A 20,736-nucleotide genomic window follows, 5' to 3' on the forward strand; every position below is an offset into this window, starting at 1 on the left:
CCAATGTGAGCAAAGTTAGTCGGGAAATATTGACGCGGTAAATGCCAAGTAGTTCCTCTGGCAAGAAGGATTCACGCCGGTTGCCGCAACCGTCGGCCCTACTGGGCGCCGCGGGGGCGCGGCAGACTCTCACAGCCGTCGCCTGGCAAAGGCATAGCCACGCCATAGGGTGCGATTCGTGACGGTGTCGTGCCCCAAATGTGACCGTTGTAGACCAATGTTTCCCAAGTGACTCGAGTGCAACCGATGCACTCACGCCAGATCGGGAGGTGACATGTCTGCGACCACCACACTGGGCCGGCTTCTCGGGCACGCGGCGTTGAGCGCCGCGGGCGCACTGGTGGTCCTGACCATGAGCAACGGAGCGGCGGCAGCCGCGCCGCGGACACCGCTGGCCACCGACGATCAGGCGCCCGCGGTGCCGTTCGATCCGGGCGCGTTGGTCAGTGCCATCGACAACTACGCGTCCCTGCTGTCGATCCTGACCGGAGGCCACCGTAATCAGCCGGCGCTCGGCGGGCCGGTCGGCGCGGGCCCACCAGCCGCCGTGGTTCAACAACCGGCAGGCGCCTACCCGATGATCCCTGGGGTGCCGATGCTCCCCGGGGAACCGTGAACCCGATGTCGCCGAAGCACGTGTATCCGACACAGCCGAGAAAGACCGATCAGCGGAACGGAGTGAACTGCCTTGTACATAAGCCGAACAGTTGACGCGCGCCCCGCGCGGATCGCCCTCGCGCTGATCCGGTGCCCGATCAAGAGCCGGCGCTATCCCGCCAGTCAGGAGCGCCTGGTCACGCCGCAGGAGGCCGAACAGCTGGCGCGGCAGCGGGTTCAGGCGGCGCGCACCGCGTCCTGGGCGACCCGCTCGGCGTCGTAGGTGTTGATCGCGACGCTGTCGAGGATGCTGTGCAGTTGCTCTGCCTGTGTGAGCGGAGCGAGGTCGGTCGAGCGGTAGATACTCCCGGCGGCGCGCGCCTGATCGCGCACGTGTCGGGTGCGCGCCATGCGCAGATCTTCGTAGCGACGCAGCCGCGCCTTGAGCTCGTGGGCCCGCGCGTCGCGCAGGACGACCGCCAGCGTCATCGCATCCTCGATGGCCTGATTGGCGCCCTGCCCGAGGTGCGGCGTGACCGCGTGGGCGCTGTCGCCCAGCAGCGTGATCCGGTCGGTGGACCACCGGTCCAATGGTTCACGGTCGTAGATGCCCCACCGGAATGTGGTGTCCATCGCCCCGATGATCGACAGCACGGTCGGGTCCCAGCCCCGGTAGGCGTCGGCGAGTTCGGCGACATCACCAGGGGCGGTCCAGGATTCGGTGACGGTGAGGTTGGTCGGTACGAATGCCACGATGTTGAGCAGGTCGCCGGCCGAGACCGGGTAGGCCAGGAAGCTCTGCCGGGGACCCAGCCACATCGAGCTGGCGTTCATATCGATGACGTCACGCAGTCGGTCGGCGGGAATCAGCCCGCGGTAGGCCATGATTCCCTCGCTCACGGGCGCCGCCGGGTGCGTCACCTTGGCCTGCAGACGGGAGTGAATACCGTCGGCGCCCACCAAAAGATCCGCGTCAGCGGTTGTGCCGTCGGCGAATTCGACGCGTACCCCGTCGCCATGCTCGGTGGCTCCGACGCAGGAGCGGCCGAGTCGCAGGGCCTCGGCGGGCAGCGCCTCGGCCAGTACCCTCTGGAACTCGCCGCGGTGCAGGCACCAGGTGCGCGCCGGGTCTCCGAATCCGAGGGTAGACGGTTCACCGGCGATCGGCTCGGCCTGCCAGGTGCGGAACTGATAGTGCGTGACCGGACCGGCGATCGCGGCCACTGCATCGCCCACCCCCAGCGTGGTCAGGATGCGAGATCCGTTGGTCGCGATGGAGACCCCGGCGCCGAGCGCCTTGAGCTCGTGCGCCTGCTCGTACACCGTCGCGTCGATTCCATTGGCGCGCAGGGCGAGCGCGGCGGTCAACCCGCCGATGCCGGCACCCACGACGGCCACGCGCAGTCCGGTCATGAGACCTCCTCGATCCGCAATACTTGTACCGATTGATACATCATTGACTATAGATGTACCGATCGGTACGGTCAAGGGGTGGCCAGGACAGCAGATCCCGTCAAGCGCGAAGAGCTGTTGAACGGTGTCGTGCAGTATCTCGAACAGCACGGCATCGGCGACATGTCACTCGCGCCGATGGCCCAGGCTCTGGGCACCAGCAAGCGCATGCTGCTGTACTACTTCGGTGACCGCGCCGCACTGCTGGCCCAGGCACTGGATGCGAGCCGTCCGCAGCTGGGGGAGATGTTCGCCCGCATCACCACCGCGGACGAATTCGTGGCCGCCGCACGCGCACTGTGGCGGGAACTGACCCGGGGCGGCGAACGTCGCAACGTGCGCCTGCTGCTACAGGTCCTCAGCCTGGCGGTCACCGATCCCGAGACCTATGGCGAGGCGGCCCGCACCGCGGTCGAGGTGATGATCGCCCCGATCGCGCAAGCTTTGTCGGCGATCGGTTACCCCAGCGACAAAGCCTGTGCGCGTGCCACATTGGTGGTCTCGGGCCTGCGGGGGCTGTGCCAGGACGGCCTGGTCACCGCGGACCGGGAGCGGGTCGACGCCGCCGCCGAGCTGTTGATCGCCGCATCAGTGGCGTCCTAGACCTATGTGGCGGATTGCTGCTCAATAGCGACCGCAATCCGCCGCCTTGCTGCCCCGGGCGTTGACTGCTACGCGTTCGACTGTTGCCGTTCCCGTTCCATCGCCCGTGCCACCACGCCGCGGGCCGGGCGCTGGCGCACCAGCTGCGGCCACCAGAACCAGCGGCCCATCAGCGCCGCGATCGACGGCGTCATGAACGACCGGATCACCAAAGTGTCGAACAGCAGGCCCAACCCGATCGTCGAACCGACCTGGGCCACCACGATCATCTCGCTGACCACCATCGACATCATGGTGAACGCGAACACCAGACCCGCCGCGGTCACCACCGAACCGCTGCCGCCCATGGCGCGGATGATGCCGGTGTTGATTCCGGCGGGCAGTTCCTCTTTGAGCCGCGCCACCAACAACAGGTTGTAGTCCGCGCCGACGGCCAACAGCACGATCACCGCCATGGCCATCACCATGAAGTGCAACTCGATCCCGAGCAGGTGCTGCCACACCAGGATCGACAACCCGAACGACGTCCCCAGCGAGATCAGCACGGTACCGACGATCACCGCGGCGGCCACCAGGCTGCGCGTGATGATCAGCATGATGATGAAGATCAGGCACAACGCCGAGATGCCGGCGATGATCAGGTCGTAGTTGTTGCCTTCCTGCATGTCCTTGAAGGCCGAGGCGGTGCCGCCCATGTAGATCTTCGAGCCCTCCCACGGGGTGTTCTTCATGGCCTCCTTGGCGGCCAGTTTGATCCCGTCGATGAGCTTGATGCCTTCCGGCGTCAGCGGGTCACCCTCGTGAGAGATGATGAAGCGCACCGCTTTTCCGTCGGGGGAGATGAAGCTCTTCATGCCCCGCTTGAAGTCGGCGTTGTTGAAGATCTCCGGCGGCAGATAGAAGGTGTCGTCGTTCTTGGCGTCGTTGAACGCCTCACCCATGGCGGTCTGGTTCTCCTGCATCGCCGCCATCTGATCCTGCAGACCCTTCTGGGTCTGATGCATGGTCAGCATCATGGTCTTCATGGTGCGCATGGTCTCGATCTGCGGCTGCATCATCGTCGCCATCTGAGGCATCAGCTCGTCGAGGCGGTGCATGTCGGGCATCAGTTGCTCGATGCTCTCGGTCATCGTGTCGACACCGTCCAGGCCGTCGAACACCGAACGCATCGACGCGCACACCGGGATGTTGTAGCAGTGCGGTTCCCAGTACAGGTAGTTGCGCAGCGGGCGCAGGAAGTCGTCGAAATCGGAGATGTGGTCCCGCAGTTCCTTGACGTCGAGGACCATCGTGTCCATCTTGCCCACCATGTTGTGGGTGATCCCGCTCATCTCCTGCATCAGCACGATCATCCGATCCATCGTGTTGATCGTCTTCTGCATCTCGTCGGCCTGCAGCAGCATGTCGTCGGCGCGGTCGGTGAGGTACTTGCGGTTCATGGTCTGCATGACCCCGCCCATACTCATCTGGGCCGGAATGGTGCTGAACTCCAGCGGTTCACCCTGCGGGCGGGTGATGGCCTGCACGCTGCCGACTCCGGGCACCTCGAAGACTCGCTTGGCGATCCGGTCGATCACCAGGAAATCCGCCGAATTGCGTACGTCGTGGTCGGTTTCGATGAGCAGCAACTCGGGATTCATCTTCGCCGCCGAGAAGTGCCGGTCGGCTGCGGCGTAGCCCTCCTGGGCCGGCAGGTCGGTGGGCAGGTAGTTGCGGTCGTTGTAATTGGTGCGATAGCCCGGCAGCGTGAGCAGGCCGACCAACGACAGCAGGATGGTGCCGAGCAGCACCGGACCCGGCCAGCGCACGACGAAGGCGCCCAGGCGCCGCCAGAAGCGAATCCGCATGGCACGTTTGGGTTCGAGCACCTTGCCGAAGCGGCTGGCCACGGTGATGATCGCCGGTCCCAGGGTGAGCGCCGCCAACACGGTGACCGTCATACCCACGGCCATCGGGATGCCGAGAGTCTGGAAATACGGCAACCGGGTGAAATGCAGACACAATGTCGCACCGGCGATCGTCATGCCGGAGCCGAGCACCACATGCGCGGTGCCGTGGAACATCGTGTAATACGCCTGTTCTCGGTCTTCGCCGACGCTGCGGGCCTCCTGATATCGGCCGATCAGGAAGATCGCATAGTCGGTGGCCGCGGCGATCGCGAGGGTGACCAGTAGCTGCGTCGCGAAGGTCGAGAGTCCGATCAGGTTGTGATAGCCCAGGAACGCGACGAAGCCGCGGGCCGCGGACAGTTCCACGACCACCATCAGCAGCACCAGGATCACCGTGATGATCGACCGGTACACCAGCAGCAGCATGGTGATGATGACCGCGAAGGTGACGCCTTCGATGATCTTGACGCTGCGGTCACCGGAGATCTGCTGATCGGCGGCCAGGGCGGTGGGCCCGGTGACGTACACCTTGAGCCCGGGTGGTGGAGACAGCTCTGCGATGAGCTTCTGGACGGCCTCCACCGACTCGTTGGCCAGCGCCTCACCCATGTTGCCGGCCAGGTAGACCTGCACATAGGCCGCTTTACCGTCGTTGCTCTGTGCCCCGGCCTCGGTCAGTGGGTCGCCCCAGAAGTCCTGGACGTGCTCGACGTGCTTTTTGTCGGCTTCCAGCCGGTCGACCATGTCGTTGTAGAACCGGTGGGCGTCAGCGTCGAGCTTGCCGTCCCCCTGGGCCTCCAGCACGATCATCGCCGAGCTGTCGGAGTGGAACTCGTCGAACACCTTGCCGACGCGCTTCATCGCGATCACCGACGGTGCCTCGTCGGGGCTCATCGACACTGAGCGCATCTGGCCCACCACCTCGAGCGGGGGGACGGTGGCGCTCAGAAACGCCAGCAGTGCGATCCAGCCGACAATCACCGGAATGGCGAATCGACGGATCCATCGAGCGATCCCCGTGTGGGGAGCTCTGGAATCGGCCATCAGGAACCCTTGGTGGTCGGTGGGGTGAGCACCATGCAGCGGTTGGGCATTGTGCGAAGGCTTACCTTACTACGTGGTGTCGTTTCACCCGTCTTACCAGACCGGTGACGGCAACGGGCCGCCAGCCGCCTCCAGCAGGCGCTACACGCCGGCTGGTTCGCCCTCCTCGACGCGTCCCAGCCGCCACCGGCCCTCGCCGAGGAGTTCCAGGTGAGTGTTGTGGTGGCGATGCACGGTGGTGCGGTGGGTGACGCTGACCAACACCGTGTCGGGCAGTTCGCGGCGGACCAGGCTGTAGATCATGAATTCCAGCGGCTCGTCGAGCGCCGAGGTGGCCTCGTCGAGGAAGACCACCTTGGGTTTGGTCAGCAGCACGCGGGCGAATGCCACCCGCTGTTGCTCGCCGGGGGAGAGCACCTTGGCCCAGTCGCCGTCCTCGTCGAGCCGGTCGACGTAGCGCGGCAGCGCGACCGCGAGCAGGGCCTCTCGCAGTGCCTCGTCGGACAGGTCGCCGGGCTGGTGCGGGTAGGACACCACCGTTCGCAGATCGCCCAACGGAACGTAGGGCACCTGCGACAGATACAGCGTCTCGTTCTGCCCCTGCGGGCAGCGCACCGAGCCCGAAGCGTAGGGCCACAGCTGGGCGATGCTGCGCAACAGCGTGGTCTTGCCGGTGCCGGACTTGCCGGTGATGATCATGGCCTCGCCGACACCCAGCGACAGGCTCAGATCCTCGATCAACTGCTCGCCGGCCGGGTTGCGAACCTCGACGTCGCCGAGTTCGACCAGGCCGTCGGTGCCCGCCGCGAGGTCGGCGACATCCAGCTGGGGCAGTGCGCGGCTCTGCTCGTCGGCGGTGACCAACCCGTGCAGACGGATGATGGAGGCGCGGTAGCCGGCGAACGTGTCATAGGAATTGCGGAAGAAGGACAACGCATCCTGGATGGCGCCGAACGCCGCCACTGATTGGTTGACCGTCCCGAGCTGGATCTGGCCGCTGAACAGCCGGGGGGCCTGCAGCGCCCACGGCAGCGGAATGATGATGTGGTTCATCGACAGGTTCCATCCGGTGAACACCATGGTCCGGTTGATGAAGTGCCGGTAGTTGGCGACGACGGCGCGGAAGCGTTCCCGCAGCTGTGACCGCTCGACGTTCTCGCCCCGGTACAGCGCGACCGACTCGGCGGCGTCGCGAAGGCGCACCAGCGCGTATCGGAATGCGGCGTTGAACTTTTCGTTGTTGAACGACAGCCGGATCAACGGCCGGCCCAGCGCGAAGGCGATCACGGTGGCGAAGGCGACATAGACGAAGACCGACCAGAACATCGCCCGCGGTATCTCGATGCCGAAGACATTGAGGTCACCCGAGAGGTTCCACAGGATCGAGGTGAACGAGACGACCGAGACGATCGAGGAGATCGCCCCGAACGGCAGCGTGCCGTTGCTGGTCTGGTGCGGGGTGTTGGGTTGTGGTCCTGACAATGCGGTGAACACGTCGATGTCGGACTGGATGCGCTGATCCGGGTTGTCGATGGTCTGGTCGATGAACCGGGACCGGTAGTAGGCGCGGCCGTCGAGCCAGTCGCCGGTGAGCCGGTCGGTCAGCCAGGTCCGCCAGGCCAGCATGAAGCGCTGCGTCATGAAAAGGTCGATCAGCACCCGGGTCACCAGGATGGCGGCCAGCACCGAGAAGATGAGCAGCGCGATCCAGAAGCCCCTCACCCCGGAGGCCCTCACCGCGTCGTCGCCGGTGGCCCAGCCCTGCACCGCGACCTGCGCCGCGGAGTAGAGGTCATTGCTCTGATAGCTGAACAACACCGCCAGGCGTACGCCGATGATCACCGACAGCAACATCGCGGCCAGTGTCAGCCACGGCTTGAGGCTGTGCCGGCCGGTGAAATAGGCGCCGGTCACGGTCCAGAACTGCCGGCCCCATGTGGTGAACCGGGCGAGCACGGTCAGCACCGCCAGGGTGCAGACCGCGGTGATGGTCCAGGCTTGAGCCAGCCACCACAGGGAGTGCAGTAGTTCTGTGCCCCAGTCGATCGAGGGCGAGAACGGTCTCAGATCACTCACCAGGGGACCTCCTGATCCGCCGACGGACCTGCGTGAAGCTACCGCAGCCACCGCAATCCGCCGCATTTGAGTCGGATCGCGCGCCAAGATCGGAATTCATAGGTACCGTTGCATACGTCTCACCGCTCGGCGATTGTGAGGAAACCTGTTGGTGCTCTACGTGTTTCGCTGTGCGTCCGGCTGCTCCTCCATAGAGCGCGGCTATTCGATGAATGCCCGTCCGGACGCGATCGACTGTCCCAGTTGCGGCGCGCCCGCCCGCCGCATGATCTCCTCACCGAACCTCAGCCGCGCGGACACGTCTGCCATGGCGCTTCAGGACGCCACCCGCGCGACCGCTGATCGGCCGGCCGTCACCTCCGGCCCACCACCCGGCGGCCGGCGACAGATTGTCACCGCCAACCCGCTTCATCAAAAGTTGCCCCGTCCCTGAAGGAGGATCGATGCCCGAGGTTGTCTTCCCGCTCGACTCGACCAAGAAGTTCACCGATCAGGAGAAGCTGGGCCACAACCGGTGGCACCCCGACATCCCGGCCGCGGTGACGGTCAAGCAGGGCGACTCATTCCGGGTGCACTGCCGTGAATGGTTCGACGGCGCCATCGTCAACGACGATTCCGCCGACGACATCCTCAATGCCCCACTGACCACGGTGCACGTGCTCTCCGGGCCGATCGCCGTCGAGGGCGCCAAGCCCGGCGACCTGCTGATCGTCGACATCCTCGACGTCGGACCGATCCCGCAGGAGGACTCCGGGCCGCTGGCCGGCCAGGGCTGGGGCTACACCGGCATCTTCCCCAAGCTCAACGGCGGCGGGTTCCTGACCGACCAGTTCCCTGATGCATACAAGGCGATCTGGGACTTCTCCGGGCAGAAGGCCACGTCGCGTCACGTGCCGCACGTGGAGTTCACCGGCATCGTGCACCCGGGCCTGATGGGGACCGCGCCGTCGCCCGGGTTGCTGGCCAAGTGGAACACGCGCGAAGCCGCGCTGATCGCCACCGATCCCGACCGCGTGCCGCCGCTGGCCCTGCCCCCTGAACCACGCGACGCGATCCTGGGTGGCCTGACCGGGGACGCCTTCACCCAGGCCGCCGCCGAGGCCGCCCGCACCGCACCGCCCCGGGAGAACGGTGGCAACCAGGACATCAAGAACCTCACCAAGGGCAGCCGGGTGTTCTATCCGGTGTTCGTCGACGGGGTCAACCTGTCGGTCGGCGATCTGCACTTCTCCCAGGGCGACGGTGAGATCACCTTCTGCGGTGCCATCGAGATGGGCGGCTTCATCGACCTGCGCGTCGACGTCATCCCCGGTGGCATGGAGACCTACGGGGTGAGCGAGAACGCCATCTTCATGCCCGGCAACACCGACCCGCAGTACTCGGAGTGGTTGGCTTTCTCCGGCACCTCGGTGACCCTCGACGGCGAGCAGCGGTATCTGGACTCGCACCTGTCCTACCAGCGCGCCTGCCTGCACGCGATCGATTACCTGACCAAATTCGGTTACAGCCCCGAACAGGCCTATCTGCTGCTGGGCGCCGCACCCATCGAGGGACGGCTGTCCGGCGTCGTCGACATCCCGAATGCCTGTGCGACGGTGTACATTCCGACGGCCATCTTCGATTTTCCGGTCACTCCGTCGGCGACCGGGCCGACGCAGATCGACCCCGGCATCGGAGCGCCGCACTCGTCGTTCAGCTGACCGCGCACGTATATCCTCGTCACCGGACCCCGATTCGCCGCGCCGGTGCGGCACGGTCGGCGGACCGTTGACAGTCGGGGAGGGCTGAAAGGATCGTGCAATGACGCCGCCTCCCGGTGCCTCGCGCCTCGGCACCCGGTTCGGGCCGTACGAGCTGAAGTCGCTGATCGGCGTCGGTGGCATGGGCGAGGTGTACCGCGCCTACGACACCGTCAAGGAACGCATGGTGGCGGTCAAACTGCTGCGCACCGAGATCGCCGCCGACGCGAGCTATCAGGAGCGGTTCCGCCGCGAGTCCCGGGTGGCGGCGCGGCTGCAGGAGCCGCACGTGATCCCGGTGCACGACTTCGGCGAGATCGACGGCGTGTTGTACATCGACATGCGTCTGGTCGAGGGCGCCAGCGTCAAGGACTTGCTGCGGAGCAACGGCCCGCTCACGCCGGCGCGGGCGACCGCGATCATCACCCAGGTGGCCTCGGCGCTGGATGCTGCGCACGCCGACGGCCTGGTCCACCGCGATATCAAGCCCGAGAACGTGCTGCTCACCTCCGACGACTTCGCCTACCTGGTGGACTTCGGCATCGCCCACATCGGGGGTGAGGCCAGCGTCACGATGACGGGCGTGCTGATCGGATCGAGCGCCTACATGGCGCCGGAGCGGTTCTCCGGTGGGCCGGTGGGCCCCGCGGCCGACGTGTACGCGCTGACCTGCCTGCTCTACGAGATGCTGATCGGCCGACCGCCGTTCGAGACCGGCGACCTGCGGCAGCTGATGAGCGCCCACATGTTCTCCCCGGCGCCGCGGCCCAGCATCATGCGCCGCGGTATCCCGCGCGGCTTCGACGACGTCGTCGCCAAGGGCATGGCCAAGGACGCCGTCGACCGGTATCCCAGTGCCGGGGAACTGGCCAAGGCGGCCCGCGATGCGGCCAGCTCGGCGGCGGGCACCGCCTCGGCACCGCCGCCGCTGCCACCTGCGCCGGCGCCCGCACCCGTCGCCCCGCCGCGCCTCACTCCACCTCCGCAGCCGCAGCCGCAACCCCAGCCGCCGGGCACCCGCGAGTTCTCGTCGATCTACCCCAACCCGGACCACACCGGCTTCACGCCGTACCCGCCCCCGCCGCCGCCTCAGCAGTCGCCACGGGCCGTCGCGCGCAAGCCACGTTTCAGCCGTACCCAGCTCACCTTGATCCTGGTGACGGTGGGGTTGTTCGGCATCGCCGCTGTGCTGGCCGCGATGCTGGCCAGCGGCGGCGACGGAGCCTCCACCCGCGAGACGCTGACCGCCCCGACCCCGCCCAGCGTGACGTCGGAAGCGCCGACCACCACCACGACCACGACCTCCGGGTCGGCGACGGCCGACGTCAGCGGCACCGACGCGCAGGGCTTCGTCGACCACACCGCGCGGTGCCCCGCGGGCAGCACCCCGGCCGCGGTGATCCGCACCGCGTCGTCGCTGGCGGTGATCTGCCAGACCGGCCCGGACAGCTACTCCTACCGCGGTGAGCGGCTCAGCGACGGGGCCAACCTTCAGATCCCCACCGCCGAACGTTCCGGCAACGGCTTCGTGGCCGTCAATCCCGCCGACGGCGCCCGGTACGAGGTCGGGCCTGACGGGCTGACCATCATGAGCTACGGCAAAGTCGATTCGTCGGAGCCGCCGCTGGAGTACGGCGAGCGCTGACCGGGGCGTATACGGCGACCGGATTGGTCTTGCCTTTGAGCGCCAGCCCTGGCCGCAGCTCGAAATCGCCTCGGTCCCCGCTGAGTTGGCGCAACGTGGCGTCGGTGAGCAGCACGGTGTCGCCGGTCTGGCGGGTCGCGGTCTCTACCCGGGCCGCGATGTTGACCGCATCCCCGATCACCGAGAACTCCAAACGTCCTGCGCCACCGACATTTCCGGCCACGACGGGCCCGGAGTTCAAGCCGACGCCGACGGTGAGGCTGCCGCGGAACTCCTCATGCACCGCTTCGGCGATCTTCAGCGCAGCACCCAGCGCATCGTCGGCATGACCCTCCTGACGCCGCGGCGCTCCGAACACCGCCATGAGTCCGTCACCGGCGTACTTGTCGACGTGGCCGCCGTGGTCGTGCACGATCGGCACGATCCGCTCGAAGAGCCGGTTCAGCGTCGTGACCACCTCGGTGGGCTGCAGTCGCTCGGCGAGTGTGGTGAACCCGCGGACGTCGACGAACATCAGCGTGACATCAAGCTCCTGGGCTTCCAGCGATCCGGCGGCACGCAGAATATGGTCGGCCACTTCGCGATCCACATAAGTGCCGAAGGTGTCGCGGATGCGCTCGCGTTCGGCCAGACCGGCTGTCATGGTGTTGAAACCTGCCTGGAGCCGCCCGATTTCGCTGGTGTCGTCCACCTCGACCCGGGCACTGAAATCTCCTGACCGAACCTGGGCCAGGGCGTGACGCAGCGCGGTGATTCGATCGGTGACCGAGCGGATGGCGATGAGAATCGCGAACAGGCCGACCACGATCGCCACGGCCACGAGGATGAGGATCGCGGCGAATGTCCGCTGGGCGCGGAAGCCGACGTCGGCCAGATAACCGACCGCCAACACGGCGATACCGAACAGCGGAACCCCCGTCGCCAGCAACCATGCCATCACCAGCCTGCGCCCGATCGTCGGGCCGAAACGCCGGTCCGGGGTGGTGCCGTCGAGGGCCCGTGCCGAGACCGGCCGCATCACCCGTTCGACGATCAGGTACCACACGGCACTCGTCGAAATGCCGCCCAGCGCCACCACACTGAAGATGTACACCGCCGTCGACACCTGCTGGCTGAGCGCCAGTGAGCCGAAGATCACCGCTCCGACGCCCCACACCGCCGCCGAAAGCCGCACCGCCTCACCGGAGGCGCCCAGCGTCATCCGCTGTTCCTCGGCGGTGGGCGCACGGCCCGCACTGAGCCAGGCCATGCTGGCGGCGAACCGCTGCCGCCGAACCCTCAACATCACCGGAACCGTGACCGCCAGGAACACGATCAGCGCGGTGCCGCCGCGAATCAGCAGGCGTTGGGTGTCCGCCGGGCTCAGCACGATGGGAGCCGCGAAGGCCAAGAATGCGCCGACGATCCCGCCGCCACCGGCGCCGACCGCCGCCGCGCCCCACACCCACCGCTTGAACGTCTGATCGCGAAGTTCGGCCCCCACGGCGTCGCGCGCGACGGCGGCGGGAGCGCCGAGGCGGGCCAAGCCGTTGACTGGGGCGTCCATGTCCGAAGCTTGCGCGCGTAACCAGCGGGCTCGATAGCGTAGTCGGCTACCTGCTTCCGCCTGGGCGCGCGAAGCCGGTGGCTCGTGGCGTCGGCCCTTTAGGCTGGAACCTGACACGTACGAGACGGGACAGGGGACGCACATGAAGCTGGTGCTCGGTTACGACGGTTCTCTGGCGGCCAACGCGGCGATTCGCAACGGCGCCGCACTGTTCCCGGCCGCCGAGGCGGTGGTCGTCTACCTGTGCACACCGCCGTTCGGCAGCAAGGGGTTGCGGGCCCGGCTGCGGCATTCTGCCCGCAACGTCGACGAGTTGATCGACCTCGTCGACAGCGAAAGCGAGGGTGAGGCGGCACGGTTGGTCGACACCGGCGTCATCCTGGCCCGGGCCGCCGGTTGGAATCCCGAGCCGCTGGTGAAGCGCACCTGGGCAGGCGAGGGGCTGGGGCTGGCGCAGGTGGCCGAACAACTCGAACCCGACGTCTTGATCGTCGGTGCCCGCGGCATCGGCGCGACCGACTCGAAACTGGGCAGTGTGTCCGATCTCGTGGTGCACCACTCGCCCCGGCCGGTGCTGGTGGTGTCCCAGAACATGATCTCGGCCGAATGCGCCGCGGTGGCCGAGGGGCCGGTGGTAGTCGGTGTCGACGGCTCGCCGGGTTCCGATCGGGCGCTGGCCGTGGCCGGCTCGCTGTTTCCCGGCCGCGAGGTGGTCTCGGTCGGAGTGGACGACGGCAGCGCGGTCGACGTGGCCTCCGCCCAACCTGCGCACCGCGTACCCAGGTTCCGTGGCTCGGGTGCCGGCGCCACGGCCGACGCACTGGTGGCTTTCGCCGATGACCAGCGGGCCGGTGTCGTGGTGGTGGGCTCGCGGGGCCGGTCGGCGCTGAAGAAGGTGTTGCTCGGCAGTGTGGCTAGCGCGACGTTGCAGCGCACCTTCCGCCCGGTGCTGGTGGTTCCTGGGGGCTGACGGCAGCCAAGCCCGAGGTCATCAGCACCCCACCGGATCCCAGACCTTGTTGGACCGCACCGTGGTCAGCCGATAATCGGTGATCCTGATGTCGAACAGCCGGGTACCCAGGTCTCGCGCGCGGGACAGCGGGTCGGTCGGGTCGCAGGCGATCTCGCCACGGCTGTTTGCGTTGCCGACCACCACCCCGGCGAGGCGCTGGTCGAGGTACCTGGTCAGCTCCTGGAATTGGGCGATGACCCCAGCCGTGGCCCCGATATAGCTTTCCTCGCAGGAGATCAGCACACCCACGGTCTTGTCGGTGATGCCGCCCACCACCTGTTGCTGCTGCGGCGCGCTGTTGGAGGTGTAGCAGAACAGTCGGTCGAAGACCGACTTGAGCCGTGCCGGCATGCCGTAGAAATACAGCGGCATCGCGTAGATGATGCCGTCGGCAGGCAACATCTTCTCCAGCAGCAGGGATTCGTAGCGGTCGTCGAGGGAACACAGTCCGTTGGCCATACGGCAGCGTCGGCAGTTGGTCAGCATGCGGTCCACGTATTCGTCGAGAAACACGTGCTCCACCTCGTGGCCGGCCGATTCTGCGCCGGCACAGGCGGCTTCGGCGAGCAGATGGGAATTGCCGTCTTCGCGCGGGCTCGCGCTGATCACCAGAACTTTCATCGATTCTCTTCCGCGGCGGTAGACGCGCGTACCACCACACGTGTCTGGACCAGGTTGGTGTGCGGTCCAACACCGAGTTCGGTGAAGTTCATCCCTCCGATGTTCGAACGTGCGCCCGCCGACCCGCTACCGTCGGCTCACCCGGCGGTCTTGCCCGCATCGACGATGTAGACCGCGCCGTGCACCGCGGCGGCGTCGTCACTGGCCAGGAAAGCGATGGTCTTCGCGACATCGGCCACGTCCATCATTCCGCGCGGGGCGGCGATCCTCATGATCAGATTCCAGTCCGCGTTCTCCGGTGCGGCGAACTCGGTGGTCTGCGGCGTCAGCATGCCGCCGGGGCACACCGCGTTGACGCGCAGGCGCTCCGAGGTGAATTCGATGGCCAGCGCGCGGGTGAGACCGACCAGCCCGTGCTTGGCCGCACAGTAGCCCGCCGAGTACACCTCGCCCTCGATGCCGGCGATGGAAGCGACGTTGACGATGTTGCCGCCGGCCTCCAGCAGGTGCGGCAGGGCGGCCCGGCACAGGAAGAAGGGGCCGTTGAGGTTGACCGCCAGATCCTTGTCCCAGTCCTCGTCGGTCACCGACACGGTGTGGCGCATCTGGTGGAAACCCGCCACGTTGATCAGCGCATCGAGCCGGCCGAACTTCTCGACGCACTGCGCCACCGCGTCGCGGCAGGCCTCCGAGGAGGAGATGTCCACCGAGGCATATTCGCCGCCGGGGACGTCCTCGAACACCGTGGCCATCCGTTCGGCATCGCGGGCCACACCGAACACCTTCGCGCCGCGGGCAGCGAACAACTGGGCCACCGCCGCGCCGAGACCCGATGAGGCACCGGTGACCAACGCGACCTTTCCATCCAGAGCAGTCATGGCTCACACCTTCTCACGCGGCCTGGCCGGCGGAACGGCGGCCAGCAGGGTGCGCGTGTATTCGTGCCCGGGATGCGCGAACAACTCACTGGCAGGCCCGTACTCGACCATCTCGCCGGCGCGCATCACCAGCACGTCGTGGCACATGCGGTGCACCACCGCCAGGTCGTGGGCGATGAACAGGTAGGACACGCCCAGCTCTTTCTGCAGCTCGGCCAAGAGATCGAGCACCTTCGACTGCACCGACACGTCCAGCGACGCCGTCGACTCGTCGAGGATCAACACGTCGGGCTCAGTGGCCAGTGCGCGGGCGATACTGACGCGTTGCCGTTGGCCGCCCGAGAGCTCGTGCGGATAGCGCGAAGCGAAATCTTTTGGCAGGCCGACGAGTTCGAGTAGCTCGGCCACCCGTGCGGCGCGGCCGCGGCGCCCGGCGGCCAACCGGTGCACGCGCAACGGCTCGCCGATCGCGGCGCCGACCCGTGCCCTCGGATCGAGGGAGGCGAACGGGTCCTGGAACACCAGGCTGATCCGGCGGCGCAACTCGCGGCCGCCGGCGAAGACCTCCGTGCCGTCCAGCGTCGCAGTCCCCGCCGACGGCTCCGCGAGCCCGGTCAGCGCGGCGGCCACCGTCGACTTGCCTGACCCCGATTCGCCCACGATTCCCAGCGTGCTCGCCCTCCGCAGCTCGAACGAGACGTCGCGGACCGCCTGCACCGAGCCGTACCGCACCTCAAGGCCGTTGGCCTGCAAAAGAACCGGCGCATCAGCCGGGGCTTGTTCGGGCCCGGGACCGTCGAGCCGTGGACGCGCCGCCAGCAACTCCTGGGTGTAGGCATGCTGTGGGTGGTCGAAGATGTCGAGGATCGGTGCCTGTTCGACGGCCTCACCGTCACGCAACACGGTCACCTCGTCGGCCACCTGACCGATGACCCCGAGATCGTGACTGATCCAGACCACCGCGGTACCGAAATTCCGCTGCAGATCGGCGACCAGCTCGATGATCTGGGCCTGGGTGGTGACGTCCAGCGCGGTTGTCGGTTCATCGGCGATGAGCAGTTCCGGATCGCAGGCCAGCGCGATCGCGATCATCACCCGCTGACGCTGCCCTCCGGAGAGTTGATGCGGGTAGTCCTCGAGCCGAGCGGCCGACAACCCGACCGCCTCCAGCAGCTCACCGGCCCGGGTGCGCGCCTGACGTCGAGTCATCTTGCGATGTGTCTCAAGGGTTTCGGTGATCTGGCGTTGCAGGGTGAGCAGCGGATTCAGTGAGGTCCCGGGATCCTGGAAGACGAATCCGATCCGGCTGCCGTGCACCGCGCGCAGCGCACGCGCCGACGCGCCGACCAGCTGGGAGCCGCCGGCCAACAAGCTGCTGCCGGTCACCCGTGCCCCCGGCGCGTCCAACAGGCCGGTGGCGGCCAGCACCGTCATCGATTTGCCCGACCCGGACTCGCCGACGATGCCGACGGTCTGCTCGCGGTGCACGCCGAACGAGACGCCCCTTACGATCTCGCGACGTCCGATCGTCACGCGCAGGTCATCGACCTTGAGTACCGGGTGAGTCATCGTCGCCCCGCCCTTCTCGCCTCGATGGAGGTGCGCTGCTTCGGGTCGAGGACATCCCGCAAACCGTCCCCGAACAGGTTGAACGCCAACACCATCACGAATATCGCGGCACCCGGGAACACCGCCATCCACCAGGCCAGTGTGACGAATCCCTGGGCGTCGAAGATCATTCGGCCCAGCGAGGGCTGCGGCGGCTGGATACCCAGCCCCAGAAACGACAGCGCGGCCTCGGCCAGGATCGCGAAGGCCAACGACAGAGACAGCTGAACGATCAACGGCCCGGCGATGTTCGGCAGGATGTGCCGGACCAGGATGTAACCGTCGCCGGTGCCCATGCTCCGTGACACCGCGACGAAGGGCTCGACCCGCACGCCCAGCGCGGAGGCCCGGGCCACCCGGGCGAAGATCGGGATGTACACGATTCCGATGGCCAGCATCGTGGTGGTGATGCCCGGGCCGAGGACGGCCACGATCGCCAGCGCGAGCAGCAACACCGGGAACGCGAACATGACGTCGACGACGCGCATCACCACGGTGTCGACCCAGCCGCCGCGGTAACCGGCGAGCACGCCGACCAGCACGCCGATCACCGCGGCCAGCGCGACGGAGACCACGGCGACCCGAAGCGAGGCGGCGATCGCCACGAGCACTCGCGAGAAGACGTCGCGGCCAAGCTCATCGGTGCCGAACCAGTGGGCGCTGCCGGGCCCTTGCAGTGCGCTGGGCACATCGATGTCGTTGATGCCGTAGGGCGCGATCCAGGACGCGGACACCGCCACGCTCAGCACCGCCAGCAGCACTACGGCGCTGAGCGCGGTCACCGGATTCGACAACAACAGCCGCCAGGATGCGACGCGGGTATCGGGGGCAGTGGTCATGACAGCCGGATCCTCGGGTCCACGATCGCGTACAGCACGTCCACCAGCAGGTTGATCAGCAGGAACAACACCGCGATCAGCAACACCGCGCCCTGGATCACCGGATAGTCGCGTGCGGCAACGGAGTTGAACACCAGCCGGCCCAGACCGGGCCAGGCGAACACCACTTCCACCACGATGACGCCGCCCAGGATCGTGGCCAACTGAATGCCGGTGATGGTGAGCACCGGCAGCAGCGCGTTGCGCACGATGTGGCGGAACGTCACCACCGGTGGGGGCAGGCCCTTCGATCGCGCGGTGCGGACATAGCCCATCGCGGCGACCTCCAGCACCGCCGACCGCACATAGCGGGTCATGATCGCGCCGGCGACCAGGCCCACCGTCAGCCCGGGCAGGATGATGTGACGCAGCCAGCCTCCCGGATCGGTGAGCAGCGGGCGGTATCCCGAGGTGGGGAACCAGCCCAGCGTGGAGGCGAACACACCGATCAGCAGGATCCCCAGCCAGAAATCCGGTACCGACACCCCGAACTGACTGGCGACCCGCACGATCGCGTCGCTGACCTTGCCCTCCCGCAGTGCGGCGAAGATCCCGGCGGGCAGTGCGATCACCAGCGCGATGACGATGCCGACCAGCCCCAGGGACAACGTGGCGGGTAACCGGTCGAGCAGCGTCACCGTGACCGGGTCGCCGTTGCGGAAGCTGACCCCGAGGTCGCCCGTCAGCGCCGAGCCGAGATAGGAGAAGAACTGCTCGACGACGGGCCGGTCCATGCCGCTGGCGGCCCGCAGCGCGTCGTAGGCCTGCGGGGTGTACCGGGTGCCCAGGGCGATCCGGACCGGGTCGCCGGGCACCAGGTGAACCAGGGCGAACACCACGACCAGCACCCCGATCAGCACCACCGCCGAGTAGAGCAGCCGCCGGGCCAGGAACTCCACGATCGGATGGTTCGCACGAAAGGCGCTGCGCATCAGCGAGTTTCACCTCGATCCAGATCGGCGGTACGGAACCGGACGGCGCCGTCGCGGCGCACCTGATAGCCGGAGAGGTTGTTGCCCCAGGCCTGGATCACCGACGGGTTGTACAGGTAGATGTAGCTGACCTGATCCGCGATGCGGGTTGCCGCCTTGGCATAGATCTCTTTTCGCGCGGCCACATCGGTTTCGGTGCGGCCCGCGTCGAGCAGTCGGTCGACTTCGGGGTCGGAGAACTTCTGGGCGTTACTGGTGCCGTTCGTGTGGTGCTGGGCGTAGTAGAAATCGTCCGGGTCGATGTTGCCGAGCCAGCCCATCATCAGCATGTCGAAGTGCCCGGTGTTCTGTTCGTCCAGCCAGGTGGCGAAGTCGACGGTACGGATGTTCACCGTGATGCCAAGGGGTGCAAGGTTGTCGGCGATGATCTGGGCGGCGGTCACGGTCTCGGGATACTCACTGGTGACCAGCATGTCGAGATCGCGCGGCGCGGCGCCGGCCTGCCGGAGGAGGTCTCGCGCCCTGTCAACGTCGTGGCGGTAGCGCTGATAGTCGGTGAACCACGGGCTGCCCCGCGGGATCGCCAGCTGATTGACTTCCGCGGTGCGGTAGCTGGTGGCCGCGGCGATGGCATCGCGGTCGATGCTGTACGCGATGGCCTGCCGCACCCGCGGGTCGTTCCATGGCGGCCGGGCTTCGTTGAGCGCCAGATACCAGTAGTCGTTGCCCGGGGTGAGTGCCAACGTCAGCGAGTCGTCGTCGCGTAGTTGCGCGACCCGCTGCGGCGGCACCGAGTCCGTCCAGTCGATCTCGCCGGCCTGCAGCGCCGACAACGCCGTCGTCGGCTCGGAGATGAAGCGGAAGGTCACCCCGGAAATCGGGGGAGTGCCTCCCCAATACTCGGGATTGGCCTTCAACGTGATCGAGTCACCGCTCTTGCGCCCGACGAACGAGAACGGGCCGGTGCCGACCGGATGGGTGGCGATCTGCCCGCTCTCGACGTTGGCGCGCTGCACGATCGCCATGCCCTTGAACCCGCCCAGGTTGGTCAGCAGGTTCGGGGTGGGCTGACGGACGGTGATCCGTACGGTCGCCGGATCGAGCGCGGTGACACTGGCGACGGCGCTGAACTTGTCGACGTTGGTCAGCTGCTCGTCGATGATGCGGCGGTACGAATACACCACGTCGTCGGCCGTCAGCGGGCTGCCGTCGTGCCAGCGAACCCCGGGACGCAGGCGAAACGTCCAGGTGAGTTGGTCGTCGCTGACCTCCCAGGACTGTGCCAGCGCCGGGCGCATCTGCAGGTTCTCGTCGGGCTCGACCAGCGTGTCGAACACGTTCTCCAACACCTCGAACGAGAAATAGGCACTCGTGCGCTGCGGGTCGAGCTGGTCAGGCTCCCCGGCGATGGCCGCGATCAAATTGCCCGCGGATTCGTCGCCGAGATTTACCCGGCTGCCCGTCGAACACCCCGCCGAACAGACAGCCAGCACGAACACCAGGACTGCCGCCAACGCTTTCATCGCCGGTCGTGTGGTCACGCTTACTCCAGGATCACCGCGGGCGATCCGCCGTACGCTCACCCGCTGGGGCCGCCACTCGGGCCGGTCGAAGCTATACCGACCCATACCGGTGACGACGCTGATGAAGACTGCGATACTCACCCATTGTGACGTTCAAGCGCATGGCCTCTGCAGCCGCCCTGTTCTCGTCGGTCGGAATCGGACTCAGCCTGGGGGTTGCCGCCCCGGCGCAGGCCGACCCCCTCATGCTGGGCGTCTACACCTACACCCAGGAGGACGGCAGGACCGACACTTGGGGAGTGTGGCCGTCTTGTGTCCCGACCGTCGGGGATTTACGTGAGCCGCTGGAGCTGGCGGTGGCCTGCCGGCTGCACGTCGAGACCAAGCGCGTCAGCGTCGGCGGCGACGCCAGGTTGGTCGGCGGGCAGTGGACGTATTCGACCAGTGTCAAGGAAGGTTTCCAGTGCGCCGACGGCAGCTGGGCGCCGATTACCGAGACCTACCAGTTCGACGACATCGCGCTGCGGGGCACCCGCAAGGTGTCCAACAACGAGGTGTGTGGCGGGACAATCGCTCCCGCGATCCACACCTTCCCGTTCACGTTGGCGTACAAGGAACCGCTGAAGACTCAGGTCGAGGTGTATCCCCTGGATTGCGAGCCGGGCGGCTTGCGGTGGTGCACCTGAGCCGGCC

Annotated in this window: 16 protein-coding genes; 6 read left to right on the forward strand and 10 right to left on the reverse strand. The window is 67.1% G+C overall.

All coding sequences use genetic code 11. The annotated features are described in order from the left end of the window. Positions 1-274: 274 nt before the first annotated feature. Positions 275-616: a hypothetical protein gene (locus K6L26_RS12845; RefSeq protein ID WP_064899249.1), complete on the forward strand. Its 342-nt coding sequence runs from the start codon at positions 275-277 to the stop codon at positions 614-616. A 218-nt stretch (positions 617-834) separates the two neighbouring features. Here K6L26_RS12845 and K6L26_RS12850 read toward each other — a convergent pair whose 3' ends face one another. Then, positions 835-2,001 carry an FAD-dependent monooxygenase gene (locus K6L26_RS12850; protein ID WP_064899513.1) on the reverse strand — a complete coding sequence of 389 codons (1,167 nt, stop codon included), beginning with the start codon at positions 1,999-2,001 and terminating at the stop codon, positions 835-837. 87 nt (positions 2,002-2,088) lie between these two features. Here K6L26_RS12850 and K6L26_RS12855 point away from each other — a divergent pair, with 87 nt between their 5' ends. Continuing rightward, on the forward strand, positions 2,089-2,652 hold the full coding sequence (locus K6L26_RS12855) for a TetR/AcrR family transcriptional regulator (RefSeq protein WP_064899247.1): 564 nt from the start codon (positions 2,089-2,091) through the stop codon (positions 2,650-2,652). Between the two features lie 68 nt (positions 2,653-2,720). Here K6L26_RS12855 and K6L26_RS12860 read toward each other — a convergent pair whose 3' ends face one another. Together K6L26_RS12860 and K6L26_RS12865 are read right to left on the reverse strand one after the other, a co-directional pair. Further along, a complete protein-coding gene (locus tag K6L26_RS12860) occupies positions 2,721-5,585 on the reverse strand; it encodes an MMPL/RND family transporter (protein WP_036393737.1) in 2,865 nt (954 codons plus the stop codon). 141 nt (positions 5,586-5,726) lie between these two features. Beyond that, entirely contained in the window at positions 5,727-7,661 is a 1,935-nt protein-coding gene (locus K6L26_RS12865; RefSeq protein ID WP_064899245.1) for an ABC transporter ATP-binding protein/permease, read from the reverse strand. Positions 7,662-8,104: 443 nt separating this feature from the next. Here K6L26_RS12865 and fmdA point away from each other — a divergent pair, with 443 nt between their 5' ends. Together fmdA and K6L26_RS12875 are read left to right on the forward strand one after the other, a co-directional pair. After that, positions 8,105-9,361 (forward strand): formamidase, encoded by a 1,257-nt coding sequence (gene fmdA, locus K6L26_RS12870; protein ID WP_064899243.1) that lies wholly within the window; start codon positions 8,105-8,107, stop codon positions 9,359-9,361. Between the two features lie 100 nt (positions 9,362-9,461). Next, positions 9,462-11,045, forward strand: coding sequence for a serine/threonine-protein kinase (locus K6L26_RS12875; RefSeq protein ID WP_221853214.1), 1,584 nt, complete (start codon positions 9,462-9,464; stop codon positions 11,043-11,045). Here K6L26_RS12875 and K6L26_RS12880 read toward each other — a convergent pair. Beyond that, positions 10,987-12,591 (reverse strand): adenylate/guanylate cyclase domain-containing protein, encoded by a 1,605-nt coding sequence (locus K6L26_RS12880; protein ID WP_221853215.1) that lies wholly within the window; start codon positions 12,589-12,591, stop codon positions 10,987-10,989. The genes K6L26_RS12875 and K6L26_RS12880 overlap by 59 nt on opposite strands. Before the next feature lie 142 nt (positions 12,592-12,733). On the opposite strand from K6L26_RS12880, the gene K6L26_RS12885 reads away from it, so the two are divergent. Next, on the forward strand, positions 12,734-13,561 hold the full coding sequence (locus tag K6L26_RS12885; protein WP_221853216.1) for a universal stress protein: 828 nt from the start codon (positions 12,734-12,736) through the stop codon (positions 13,559-13,561). Between the two features lie 21 nt (positions 13,562-13,582). Here K6L26_RS12885 and K6L26_RS12890 read toward each other — a convergent pair whose 3' ends face one another. From K6L26_RS12890 to K6L26_RS12915, 6 genes are all read right to left on the reverse strand, one after another. After that, a complete protein-coding gene (locus K6L26_RS12890; protein WP_221853217.1) occupies positions 13,583-14,224 on the reverse strand; it encodes a flavodoxin family protein in 642 nt (213 codons plus the stop codon). A 137-nt stretch (positions 14,225-14,361) separates the two neighbouring features. Beyond that, on the reverse strand, positions 14,362-15,102 hold the full coding sequence (locus K6L26_RS12895; protein WP_076216546.1) for an SDR family NAD(P)-dependent oxidoreductase: 741 nt from the start codon (positions 15,100-15,102) through the stop codon (positions 14,362-14,364). A 3-nt stretch (positions 15,103-15,105) separates the two neighbouring features. Continuing rightward, entirely contained in the window at positions 15,106-16,671 is a 1,566-nt protein-coding gene (locus K6L26_RS12900) for a dipeptide ABC transporter ATP-binding protein (RefSeq protein ID WP_221853218.1), read from the reverse strand. Further along, positions 16,668-17,549, reverse strand: coding sequence for an ABC transporter permease (locus tag K6L26_RS12905; RefSeq protein ID WP_019346421.1), 882 nt, complete (start codon positions 17,547-17,549; stop codon positions 16,668-16,670). The genes K6L26_RS12900 and K6L26_RS12905 overlap by 4 nt, the downstream gene beginning before the upstream one ends. Further along, entirely contained in the window at positions 17,546-18,520 is a 975-nt protein-coding gene (locus K6L26_RS12910; RefSeq protein ID WP_221853219.1) for an ABC transporter permease, read from the reverse strand. Before K6L26_RS12910 ends, K6L26_RS12905 begins: the two co-directional genes overlap by 4 nt. After that, positions 18,520-20,043: an ABC transporter substrate-binding protein gene (locus tag K6L26_RS12915; RefSeq protein WP_221853383.1), complete on the reverse strand. Its 1,524-nt coding sequence runs from the start codon at positions 20,041-20,043 to the stop codon at positions 18,520-18,522. Before K6L26_RS12915 ends, K6L26_RS12910 begins: the two co-directional genes overlap by 1 nt. Positions 20,044-20,204: 161 nt before the next feature. Between K6L26_RS12915 and K6L26_RS12920 the strand changes: the two genes are divergently transcribed. Then, positions 20,205-20,729: a hypothetical protein gene (locus K6L26_RS12920; RefSeq protein ID WP_036394251.1), complete on the forward strand. Its 525-nt coding sequence runs from the start codon at positions 20,205-20,207 to the stop codon at positions 20,727-20,729. Positions 20,730-20,736 lie beyond the last annotated feature (7 nt).

Source organism: Mycobacterium farcinogenes, from assembly GCF_019739075.1.
Lineage (GTDB): Bacteria > Actinomycetota > Actinomycetes > Mycobacteriales > Mycobacteriaceae > Mycobacterium > Mycobacterium senegalense.

Excerpts from the sequence above, each read along its gene's own strand:
- K6L26_RS12880 (WP_221853215.1), bottom strand. The coding sequence starts at position 12,591 with ATGGACGCCCCAGTCAACGGCTTGGCCCGCCTCGGCGCTCCCGCCGCC.
- K6L26_RS12895 (WP_076216546.1), bottom strand. The coding sequence starts at position 15,102 with ATGACTGCTCTGGATGGAAAGGTCGCGTTGGTCACCGGTGCCTCATCG.
- K6L26_RS12890 (WP_221853217.1), bottom strand. The coding sequence starts at position 14,224 with ATGAAAGTTCTGGTGATCAGCGCGAGCCCGCGCGAAGACGGCAATTCC.
- K6L26_RS12860 (WP_036393737.1), bottom strand. The coding sequence starts at position 5,585 with ATGGCCGATTCCAGAGCTCCCCACACGGGGATCGCTCGATGGATCCGT.
- K6L26_RS12915 (WP_221853383.1), bottom strand. The coding sequence starts at position 20,043 with ATGAAAGCGTTGGCGGCAGTCCTGGTGTTCGTGCTGGCTGTCTGTTCG.
- K6L26_RS12885 (WP_221853216.1), top strand. The coding sequence starts at position 12,734 with ATGAAGCTGGTGCTCGGTTACGACGGTTCTCTGGCGGCCAACGCGGCG.
- K6L26_RS12845 (WP_064899249.1), top strand. The coding sequence starts at position 275 with ATGTCTGCGACCACCACACTGGGCCGGCTTCTCGGGCACGCGGCGTTG.
- fmdA (WP_064899243.1), top strand. The coding sequence starts at position 8,105 with ATGCCCGAGGTTGTCTTCCCGCTCGACTCGACCAAGAAGTTCACCGAT.
- K6L26_RS12920 (WP_036394251.1), top strand. The coding sequence starts at position 20,205 with ATGGCCTCTGCAGCCGCCCTGTTCTCGTCGGTCGGAATCGGACTCAGC.
- K6L26_RS12905 (WP_019346421.1), bottom strand. The coding sequence starts at position 17,549 with ATGACCACTGCCCCCGATACCCGCGTCGCATCCTGGCGGCTGTTGTTG.
- K6L26_RS12875 (WP_221853214.1), top strand. The coding sequence starts at position 9,462 with ATGACGCCGCCTCCCGGTGCCTCGCGCCTCGGCACCCGGTTCGGGCCG.
- K6L26_RS12900 (WP_221853218.1), bottom strand. The coding sequence starts at position 16,671 with ATGACTCACCCGGTACTCAAGGTCGATGACCTGCGCGTGACGATCGGA.
- K6L26_RS12910 (WP_221853219.1), bottom strand. The coding sequence starts at position 18,520 with ATGCGCAGCGCCTTTCGTGCGAACCATCCGATCGTGGAGTTCCTGGCC.